Here is a 3,974-nt window from a genome sequence, read left to right as displayed (position 1 = left end):
GAGGGCCCGCCGGGGCCGTACGCCGGGCCCGGCAGCGCGGGACGCGCCGGGCGGGCCAGGCCGCGCGGCGCTCCCGTGGCGGACCCGACCGGGTGCGCGACCAGCGGCGGCTCGGCGCCGCTCAGCAGCTCGTGCGGCTCGTCCAGCACCACCAGCGAGTGCGGGACGAGCACGATCGCGGTCGTCCCGCCGTACGGGGACGGCTGCAGCGACACGCTGATGCCGTGCCGGTCGGCGAGCCGCGCGACGACGAACAGCCCGAGCCGCTCGGTGTCGACCAGGTCGAACTCCACGGTGCTGGACAGCCGCCGGTTCAGCTCGTCGCGCTCGTCCGGGTCGAGCCCGACGCCGCGGTCGACGATCTCGACGGCCAGCCCGTTCGCCACCGTGTCGAGCTTGACGGTGACCTCGGTGGTCGGCGGGGAGAACGACGCGGCGTTCTCGATCAGCTCCGCGAGCAGGTGGATCACGTCGGCGACGACGGTGCCGGTCACCGCGGCCGACGACGCGCCGGTCACCTCGACCCGGGTGTAGTCCTCGACCTCGGCGATCGCCGCGCGGATGACGTCCTCGGCGGACACGGGGTGGTCCCAGGCGCGGACGGTCGGCGAGCCGGACAGGATGACCAGGCCCTCGGCGTGCCGGCGCATGCGGGTGGTGAGGTGGTCCAGCCGGAACAGGTCGTCCAGCTCCTCGGGGCTGGCGGCGCGGCGCTCCATCTGGTCCAGCAGCCGGAGCTGGCGGTGCAGCAGCGACTGGCTCCGCCACGACAGGTTGACGAACACGCGGTTGATGGCGGCGCGCAGGTCGGCCTCGCCGACCGCGGTGCTCACCGCGGTCCGCTGGACGGCGCCGAACGCCTCGCCGACGAGCGCGATCTCGCGGGTGCCGCCGATGACCGGCGGCGGCGCCTCGGCGTCGACGTCGACGGGGTCGCCGCGGCGCAGCCGGGCCACCACCCGCGGCAGCCGCTCGTGCGCCAGCTCCTGCGCGGTCCGCTGCAGGTGCCGCAGCTCCTCGGTGATGCGGCGGGCGAACAGCAGCGACAGGGCCACCGAGGCCGCCACGGCCAGCAGCCCGAGCCCGCCGATCAGGTAGAAGGTGAGCATGATCCGGCGGCCGGCGGGCTTGACGTCCTTGTTGCTCACCTGGTCGCCGGCCTTCGCCGCGGCCTGCAGCCAGACCGGCGACAGCGCCGCGATCGTGGTGCGCCACTCGCGCTGGGACGGGGCGAACCCGTTGTCGACCACGGCGTTCTCCAGCGCCGTGTAGGCGGTGTACTGCGACGAGTTCGCCAGGTCGTCCATGATCCTGGCGATCGGGCCGTCCCCGGCGGCGCGGCCGAGCTCGAAGAACTGGGCGCGGGTGCTCGCCCAGCCGGCGAACGTGGTCCGCTCGTCGGAGCCCAGCGCGCCGCGCTGCAGCCCGGACACGAGGTCGGCCTCGCGCAGCATGAACTCGCGCGCCCAGTAGTTGTCCAGCAGCGCGTTGGTCTGCTGGTACACCGGGACGGCGTTGACGCTGACCAGCGTGGTGAGCACCCGGACCGTACCGTCGATGATCTTGCTGTAGCCGCCGATCGCGCCGAGCGGGGTGGTGCCGTCGACGCGGATCTGCGCGCGCAGCGACTCCAGCGCGTCGAACGCGCCGCTGAGCGTGTGGACGCGCCGCTCGACGGCGTCGTCCATGGCGCCCGCGGCGTCGGAGGAGAAGGCCGACTTGCGGAACGCCGCGACCATCGTGTCCGTCCGGGCCGCCTGCTCCTTGAACCTCGTCTCGCTCCCGGCCTTGGGGTGGGCCAGCGACGCGACGGCCGCGGAGCGCTCCTGCTGCATCGCCTCGATGACGGTGGTGGCGGGCAGTCCGACCTTGTCGTAGACCGTCGCGAAGTCGTACCGCTCGAACGCGTTCGACAGCGTGACGCCGGTCGGGACGAGCCACAGGACCAGCAGCGAGGCCAGCGGGACCGACAGCAGCAGCGCGATCCGGCGCCTGATGCTGCGGGTGCGCGGCCGGCCGGTCCGGATGCGCGGACGCCGCGGCGGCGCGGGCGCCTGGTCGGGTCGCGTCACCGGTTCACTCCCTGTGTCGTGCGTCGTGGAGCTCGCTCCGTCGCCGAGCTGCAAAGGCCCGCAGCATACTGAGTCGGATTTATCGCTGACCAGGGGTATCAACTGCTATTTATCGGATGCGTACGCGCAGTGACCTCGACATCGGCGTGGAAATGGGCGGAAACGGGAGGGCGCGGGCGGCGCTGACCGCTTCCGGCAACGGCCGCGGATTGGCAACTCTAGATCTTGTTGGGTGTAAGCCCACATGTCACGCTTCGTGAAATTTGTCCCCCGATGCAACGGAGTCACGGTCATGCGCAGAGCCGCGCTCGCCTCCCTTCTGGGGCTCTCGCTCGCCGCCACCGCGCTGGCGGCGACCGACGCCCAGGCCGCCGGACCGGACAGGTCCAAGCTGGCCGCCCTCGTCACTTTGAAGGCCGTCCGCCAGCACCAGCTCGACCTGCAGAAGATCGCGGACGCCAACGGCGGCAACCGCGCCGCGGGCCTGGACGGCAACAAGATCACCATCAAGTACATCGCCGACCAGCTGAAGCGCTACGGCTACCACCCGACGGTCCAGGACTTCACCTTCGACTTCTGGCAGGAGAACGCGCCCGCGACGTTCGCCGAGACCGCGCCGGCCCCGAAGACCTTCACTCCCGACACCGACTTCGCGACGCTCCAGTACTCCGGGTCCGGTGACGTCACCGCCGCCGCCACGCCCGTCGACCCGGGGGCCACCGGCACCGGCAGCGGCTGCGAGGCCGGCGACTTCGCCGGCTTCCCGAAGGGGAGCATCGCGCTGATCCAGCGCGGCGGCTGCTTCTTCTCCGTGAAGGCCGGCAACGCCGTCGCCGCCGGCGCGAGCGCCGTCGTCATCTACCAGCTGCCCGGCCAGCCGGGACCGGTGGCGGGCACCCTCACCACGCCGTTCTCGATCCCCGTCGTCGGGCCGACGAACGCGGTCGGCACCGACCTCGTCAAGCAGGCGCAGAACGGCGGCGTGACGCTGCACGTCAAGACCGACACCACCAACCAGAAGCGCGCGACGGCCAACGTCATCGCCGACACCCCGCGCGGCCGCGCCGACAACGTCGTGGTGGTCGGCGCGCACAACGACAGCGTCACCGCCGGGCCCGGCATCAACGACGACGGCTCCGGCACCGCGACGCTGCTGGAGATGGCCAAGCAGATCCACAAGCTCGGCGCCAAGGTCCGCAACCAGGTGCGGTTCGCCTTCTGGGGCGCCGAGGAGGAGGGCCTGCTCGGCTCGCAGTACTACGTCGACAACCTGCCGCAGGCCGAGCGGGACAAAGTCGCGCTGATGCTCGACTTCGACATGCTCGCCTCGCCGAACTACGTCCGGTTCGTCTACGACGGCGACAACAGCGAGGGCGGCAACAACGTCGACACCCCGCCCGGCACCGGCGCGATCGAGAAGGCGTTCACCGACCACTTCGCCGGACGCCGCCTCGCCACCGACCCGACCGCGTTCGACGGGCGCTCCGACTACAACGCCTTCATCACCGCGGGCATCCCGGCGGGCGGCATCTTCACCGGCGCCGAGAAGATCAAGACCGAGGCGCAGGCGAAGGTGTACGGCGGCACCGCCGGCGTCGCCTACGACCCCTGCTACCACTCCGCCTGCGACCGCTACGACAACGTGAACCTGCAGGGCTTCGACCAGATGATCGACGCGACCGCGGCGGTCACCGAGCTGTTCGCCCACAGCACGCTCACCGTCAACGGCAACGCGCTCGCCCGCAAGCAGGCGGCGGCGAAGCCGGCCGCGCCGACCCGGGTGGGCTCCTACCTCACCCGCTGACCGCGCGTTGAGCCGCGGGGGGGGGGGGGGGGTGGGGGTGCAGGTGCGGTGCGAGCCGCCGGACGCCCGGCAGGCCGGGGGCGCGCGGGGGGTGGGGC

General features: G+C 72.3%; 2 protein-coding genes. One reads left to right on the top strand and one right to left on the bottom strand.

The window, feature by feature from the left end; all coding sequences use genetic code 11:
• On the bottom strand, nt 1–2,072 hold a 2,072-nt coding region (locus tag ABZ914_RS48060; protein ID WP_500201311.1), incomplete at its 3' end, for a sensor histidine kinase.
• 292 nt (nt 2,073–2,364) lie between these two features.
• Between ABZ914_RS48060 and ABZ914_RS48055 the strand changes: the two genes are divergently transcribed.
• Complete coding sequence (locus tag ABZ914_RS48055; protein ID WP_500201310.1) at nt 2,365–3,876, top strand: M20/M25/M40 family metallo-hydrolase; 1,512 nt, start codon at nt 2,365–2,367, stop codon at nt 3,874–3,876.
• The last annotated feature ends 98 nt before the right edge of the window (nt 3,877–3,974 follow it).

The sequence above is a fragment of the Spirillospora sp. NPDC046719 genome (genome assembly GCF_040645715.1).
Classification (GTDB): Bacteria; Actinomycetota; Actinomycetes; order Streptosporangiales; family Streptosporangiaceae; genus Spirillospora.
This window is presented reverse-complemented; position numbering and strand designations above follow the sequence as displayed.

What these genes read in the sequence shown, in the direction of transcription:
- ABZ914_RS48055 (WP_500201310.1), top strand. Translation starts at nt 2,365, where the DNA reads ATGCGCAGAGCCGCGCTCGCCTCCCTTCTGGGGCTCTCGCTCGCCGCC.